2 protein-coding genes and 1 pseudogene are annotated in these 6,960 nt (G+C 69.4%); all 3 read left to right on the forward strand.

The window, feature by feature from the left end:
- The first annotated feature begins 33 nt into the window (after window positions 1-33).
- Window positions 34-2,736: a phosphoenolpyruvate carboxylase gene (gene ppc / locus AC3WJT_RS06980; protein ID WP_492342342.1), complete on the forward strand. Its 2,703-nt coding sequence runs from the start codon at window positions 34-36 to the stop codon at window positions 2,734-2,736.
- 226 nt (window positions 2,737-2,962) lie between these two features.
- Window positions 2,963-4,111: an acyl-CoA dehydrogenase family protein gene (locus tag AC3WJT_RS06985; RefSeq protein ID WP_492342343.1), complete on the forward strand. Its 1,149-nt coding sequence runs from the start codon at window positions 2,963-2,965 to the stop codon at window positions 4,109-4,111.
- A gap of 201 nt (window positions 4,112-4,312) precedes the next feature.
- Window positions 4,313-6,960: pseudogene (locus tag AC3WJT_RS06990) on the forward strand (hypothetical protein); the annotation flags it as partial.

Raw genomic sequence — 6,960 nt, forward strand, 5'->3', positions numbered from 1 at the left:
TGGTGAACGGCCGGCTTTGACATAAGGACGGCTATGTCACGTCCCCCGAGCCTGCAGATTCCCCGGTCCGCTTCGGGCCCGACCAGCCGTCACGTTCGTCAGAACGTCAAGCTGATGGACGACCTCCTGCTGGAGGCGATCCGCTATCTCGACGGCGAGGACGCCGCGGCGCTGGTGGGCAGCGCGCGCAAGGCGGCGGCGGAGGGTGGCGACGCGCCGCACCTGGGCTTCCTGTTCAACGCCGTCACCGCCGACGAGGGGATGCTGCTCGCGCGGGCCTTCGCCTGCCACTCGATGCTGGCCAACATCGGCGAGGATGTCGCCGGTCGGCGGCGTCAGGCCGAGGACGAGGGCCGGAGCGGCGCGGCCCGCACGGTCGCGGGCGCGCTCGAGGCGCTGAAGCTGTCGCCGGACGCCCTGGCCGACCTGAACGTCGTGCCGGTGCTGACCGCGCACCCGACCGAGGTCCGCCGCCGGGCGCTGGTCGAGCGCGAGGCCGAGATCTCGCGGCTGATGTCGCTGCGCCGGCACCACCTGCCGCCCGATCTGGACGCCCGCATTCGTGAAGGCCTGTTCCGCGAAGTCGCGCTGCTCTGGCGCACCCGTCTGCACCGGCCCGAGAAGATCACGGTGCGGGACGAGATCCGCAACGCCCTGTCGATCGTCCGCACCTCGATGCTGCCGGCCCTGATCGATCTCTATGAAAGCTGGAGCGAAACCCTCGGCGAGAGCGGCGACGTCCCGCCGGTCCTAAAGCTCGGCAGCTGGCTGGGCGGCGACCGCGACGGGCATCCGGGCGTGACGGGCGAAACCCTGAAGCTGGCGCTGAGCTCGCAGGCGCGGGTAATCCTCGACGTCTATGCCGCCGAGGTGCGCCGTCTGTGGTCGGGCCTGGCGATTTCCGATGTCTACGAGGGGGCCTCGGAAGCCCTGCTGACCCTGGCGCGCATGTCCGATGACGCCTCGGTGCACCGGGCGGACGAGCCCTACCGGCTGGCGCTGGAGGTGATCTTCGACCGCCTCTGCGCCACGTCGCAGCTGCTGACGGGCGCCCCGGTCGCTTTCGCCACCGAGCTCTCGACGTCAGCGCCCTACGCCGGGCCGGAGCGCTTCGTCGCCGATCTGGAGACGATCCGCACCTCGCTGGCGAGCCACGGTGGGGAACGGCTGGTCGGGTCGCGCCTGGTCACCCTGCTGCAGGTGGCGCGCGTCTGCGGCTTCCATCTGCTGGCCATCGACATGCGCCAGAACGCCGACGTGCATGAGCGGCTGATCGCCGAGTTGGTCACGCAGTCGGGCCAGGACATCGACTATCTGGCGCTCGACGAGGACGGCAAGGTCGCCCTGCTGCTGGCCGAGATGGCGCACCAGCGTCCGCTGCGCTCGCCGTTCGCCGCGTACAGCGAAGAGACTACCCGCGAGCTGGCCACCCTGGAAGCCGCGGCCGAGGCGGTGACCCGCTACGGCCGCGCCGCCATCGGCGGTTATGTGGTGTCCAAGACCGCGACGCTGTCGGACATCCTCGAGCCGCTGGTGCTGCTGGCCCAGGTGGGTCTGGTGCGGGGCGGGGCCAGGCCGCAGGCGCTGGTGCAGGTCTCGCCGCTGTTCGAGACCATCGAGGATCTGGAAAACGGCCCGGCCGTGCTGCGTCAGTGGCTGGAGCTGCCGATTGCGCGATCGATGCTCGGCGACCGGCCGGTGCAGGAGGTCATGGTCGGCTATTCGGACTCCAACAAGGACGGCGGCTATGTCGCCTCACGCCGCGGTGTGGCGCGCGCCGCGACCGCGCTGGCGGCTGAGTGCGACGCGCTGGGCGTCGGCCTGCGCATCTTCCACGGCCGGGGCGGATCGGTCGGGCGGGGCGGGGGACCCGCTGCCGAAGCCGTGTTGGCCCAGCCTCCGGGGACGGTGCAGGGCCGGCTGCGGATGACCGAACAGGGCGAGATGATCGCCCGCCGCTACGGCGACCAGCCGACCGCGCGACGCAATCTCGAAAGCCTCGTCGCCTCCGTCCTGATCGCCACCAACGACCGACGCGACACGGCGCCGACCCCGGCCGCCACTACGGCGATGGACGCCCTGGCCGCGGGGTCTTTCGCCGCCTACCGCGCCCTGGTGTACGAGGCGCCCGGCTTCACCGACTTTTTCTGGGGCGCCACGCCGATCGGCGAGATCGTCCAGCTCAACATCGGCAGCCGCCCGGCCTCGCGCACCGCCAGCCGACGGATCGAGGACCTGCGGGCCATCCCGTGGGTGTTCAGCTGGTCACAGGCGCGCTTCATGCTGCCGGGCTGGTACGGCTTCGCCGGCGGCGTCGCGCGGGCCGGTCTGACGGTTCCGCAGCTGGCGGACCTGTCGGGCGAGTTCGACGTCTTCGCCGCCCTGCTGTCGAACATGGAGCTGGCGCTGGCCCAGAGCGACATGAGCATCGCCGCGCGCTACGCCGGCCTGGCAGCGGATGTGCCGAGCGCGAGCGCGATTATGGACACGATCCGCGCCGAGCATGAGCGGGCGGTCGAAATCGCCCTGTCGATCCGCGGCGGGACCCAGTTGCTCGACGACCGGCCGGACCTGCAGGAGTCTGTCGAGCTGGCGGCCCAGACGGTCGACCCGCTGAACTACCTTCAGCTTGAACTCCTCTCGCGCCGCCGGGCGGGGAATGAGGACGAGCAACTGAGGCTGGCGATCCAGCTGACGGTTGCCGGCGTCGCGGCGGGACTGCGGAACACGGGCTGAAATAATCCTCTCCGCGAAGCGGGGAGGGGGACCATGCGAAGCATGGTGGAGGGGCCGGCGCCGGACCATCCGAACAGACCGGAATTCAGGATGGGGCCGCTGATGTTCGTGCCGCCCCTCCACCGCGCGCTGCGCGGTCCCCCTCCCCACTGCGTGGGGAGGATTGACTAAAGGTCGGCGTCCCGTACTGCATCCTCAAAACAAACGCACAAAGGGAAGCGCAGCCATGGCCCTCGACGCCGAGACCCGGGACCAGTTCATCGACACGCTGCGCCGGTTCGTCACCGAGCGGCTGCGGCCGCTCGAGGCCCAGGTGGCCAATGACGACAAGGTCCCCGAGAGCATCATCCAGGAGCTGCGCGACCTGGGTCTGTTCGGCATCTCGATTCCCGAGGAATACGGCGGCCTCGACCTGTCGATGGAAGACGAATGCCTGGTGGTGTTCGAGCTCGGCCGCACCAGCCCGGCGTTCCGGTCCGAGATCGGCACCAACGTCGGCATCGGCAGCCAGGGGCTGGTGATGTTCGGCACCGACGAGCAGAAGGCCAAGTGGCTGCCCGGCATCGCCTCGGGCGAAACGGTGACATCCTTCGCCCTGACCGAGCCGGAAGCCGGCTCCGACAGCGCCGCGGTGCAGACCCGCGCGACTCTCGACGGCGCCGACTACGTGCTGAACGGCTCCAAGCGCTACATCACCAACGCCGGCAAGGCGGGGCTGTTCACCGTGATGGCCCGCACCAATCCGGACGTGAAGGGCGGGGGCGGGGTCTCCGCCTTCCTCGTGCCCAGCGACCTGCCGGGCATCACCGTCGGCAAGCCCGAGAAGAAGATGGGCCAGCACGGCGCCCAGATCCACGACATCACCTTCGACAACGTCCGCGTTCCGGCCTGGAACCGCCTGGGCGCCGAGGGCGAGGGCTTCAAGGTGGCCATGCAGGTGCTCGACAAGGGGCGTCTGCACATCGCCGCCCTGTGCGTGGGCGTGGCCGAGCGGCTCATCGCCGACAGCGTCGCCTATGCCGGCGAGCGCAAGCAGTTCGGCCAGGCCCTGGCCCAGTTCCAGCTGATCCAGGGCATGATCGCCGACATGAAGACCGAGGCCATGGCCGCCCGCGCCCTGGTCATGGAGGGCGCCCGCAAACGCGACCGGGGCGAAAACATCGTCCTGGAAGCGGCGGCGGCCAAATACTTCGCCTCCGAGATGGTCGGCCGCGTCGCCGACAAGGCCGTGCAGATCTTCGGCGGCGCCGGCTATGTCGCCGACTACGGCATCGAGCGGCTTTACCGCGACGTGCGCATCTTCCGCATCTACGAGGGCACCAGCCAGGTCCAGCAGATCGTCATCGCCCGCGAGACAATGAAGCGCGGCGGGTAGGCGACCGCGCGAGACCTGCCGGTCCGGTATTGGCAAGAAAAGCCGATAGACCCTGATTATTGCACTACCGGCTGCCCGTCGGTTCGTGAACCTGCCTCATCCGTACGGGTCAGGCGGGACGACCCGCTGCGCTGACCCTGCTCCGGCCGTGATGACCCCGTTTTGCAGTCCGCAACTGGTCCGGCGGCGTAGGGGCGACACGTGCAGCATTTCCTTTCTCGCTCGGCCATGGCCGTGGATGAAGCCGGCGCGGGCGCCGGCAGTGACCCCGCCCTGGCGACAGGCCTGCCGCCCGCGACCTCGATACCCGATGCCGCCCCACTCGACCCGAAAGGTGGCGGCGACCAGCCCCAGGGCTTCGCCGGAACCGGCGGGCCGAGCGTGGGCTTCACGCCGACGGTGGTGCAGACGGGCGGGGAGATTCTGGTCAATACCGCCACGGGGGGCAATCAGAATGGTCAACAGATCACCGCCCTGTCGAACGGCGGGTTCGTGGTCACCTGGACGGACAACAGCGGAACCGCGCCCGACACGGACGGCGGCGCCGTCCGGGCTCAGGTGTTCACCGCCGCCGGGGCCATGGTCGGGACCGAGATCCTCGTCAACACGGCGACGGTCAGCGACCAGTACGGCTCCCGGATTACCGCCCTGTCTAGCGGTGGGTTCGTGGTCACCTGGCAGGACTACAGCGCGACCTCCTCTGACACAGAGGGCGCCGCCGTCCGGGCGCAGGTGTTCACCGCCGCCGGCGTCATGGTCGGGGCCGAGATCCTCGTCAACACGACAACGGCCAGCGACCAGAACGCTCCCCAAATCAGCGCACTGTCGAACGGCGGGTTTGTGGTCTCCTGGCAGGACGGCAGCGAGAGCGCTGGCGACACCTCTAGCGGCGCTATTCGGGCGCAGGTGTTCACCGACGCCGGAGCCATGGTCGGGACAGAGATCCTCGTCAACACCACTACGAACAGTGTCCAGGGATCGCCCCAGATCACCGCCCTGTCGAACGGCGGGTTCGTGGTCACCTGGGAGGACTTCAGCGGAACCGCGCCCGACACCTCCGGCTACGCCGTCCGGGCGCAGGTGTTTACCGCCGCCGGGGCCATGGTCGGGACCGAGATCCTCGTCAATACCACCACGATCAGTTATCAGGTCTCTCCTCTGATCACCGCCCTGTCGAACGGCGGGTTCGTGGTCACCTGGATGGACTTGAGCGAGAGCGTCGGCGACACCTCCAGCAGCGCCGTCAGGGCGCAGGTGTTCACCGCCGCAGGCGCCATGGTCGGCACCGAGATCTTCGTCAATACCGCCACGACCAACGGCCAGACTGGTGCCCAGATCACCGCCCTGTCGAACGGCGGGTTCGTGGTCACCTGGGAGGACTACAGCGCCACCGCCCCTGACACCTCCGGCTCCGCCGTCCGGGCGCAGGTGTTCACCGCCGCCGGGGCCATGGTCGGGACCGAGATCCTCGTCAACTCGTCAACGGAGGATTACCAGTACGTTCCCCAGATCACCGCCCTTTCAAATGGCGGGTTCGTGGTCACCTGGGCGGACAGGAGCGGGATGGCTCCTGACTCTGGCGAAGCCGTCCGGGCGCAGGTATTCACCGCCGCCGGGGCGATGCTCGGGACGGAGATCCTCGTCAATACGACTACGGACAGCTTCCAGATCGCTCCCCAGATCACCGCCCTGACGAACGGCGGCTTCGTGGTCACCTGGCAGGACTACAGCGGGACCGCCCCTGACACGGAAGGCGTCGCCGTCCGGGCGCAGGTGTTCAACGTGGGGCCGACCGCCGTCGAGCAGGTGGCGCTGAGCCTGAAGAATACCGGTTTCACGGTCAGCGATCCCGACGCGGGCGATGTGCTGGCCGTGACCCTCTCCACCACCTATGGCCTCCTGACTGTCACGGCCGGAACCAGCGGCGCCGTCGTGACGAACTCCGGCACGGCCAGCGTCACGATCACCGGCACGGCCGGCGAGATCACCGCCCTGCTGAACACCGACGGGACCAGCACCGTCAGCTTCAATGCCGACACCGACACCCCGCCGGCCTCTGCGACGATCACCCTGGCGGCCGACGACGGAGCCGGCGGCACGGCCTCGACCAGCCTGATCCTGCCGATCCAGGACACGGCCGAGGGCTCGACTACGCCGACGGCCGGCGACGACACCCTGACCGGCACGGGCGGCAATGACACCCTCAGCGCCCAGGGCGGCGCCGACACGGTCAACGCCGGGGACGGCGACGACACCGTCGACGGCGGCGATGGCGATGACGTCATCGATGGCGGATCAGGGAACGACTACCTCAGGGGCGGAACGGGCGCGGACGCCATGACCGGCGGGACCGGCAACGACACCTACGTCGTCGACAACGCGGGCGACACCACCGACGAGACCGGCGGCGACGGGATCGATCTGGTGATCAGCCGGATCAGCTGGACCCTGGGCGCGGCCATCGAGAACCTGACCCTCGGAAACGGCGGGACCCTCAGCGGGACCGGCAACGCACTGGCCAACACCGTCACCGGCAACAGCGTCGCCAACACCCTCGACGGCCTGGCCGGCGCCGACACCCTGAACGGCGGCGGCGGCGACGATGTGCTGAACGGCGGCGATGACAACGACACCCTCGACGGCGGGACGCAGGACGACAGTCTCAACGGCGGCGCGGGCGACGACCTGATCATCGGCGGCGCGGGACACGACAGGCTGAGCGGAGGCCTCGGCGTCGACACGATGCGCGGCGGCGTCGGCAACGACACCTACGTGGTCGATGACGCCGGCGATGTCGTGGACGAAACCGGCGGCGACGGCGTCGATCTGGTCATCAGCCGGGTCGGCTG

This window comes from Caulobacter sp. FW305-C-30-S16, from assembly GCF_058783025.1.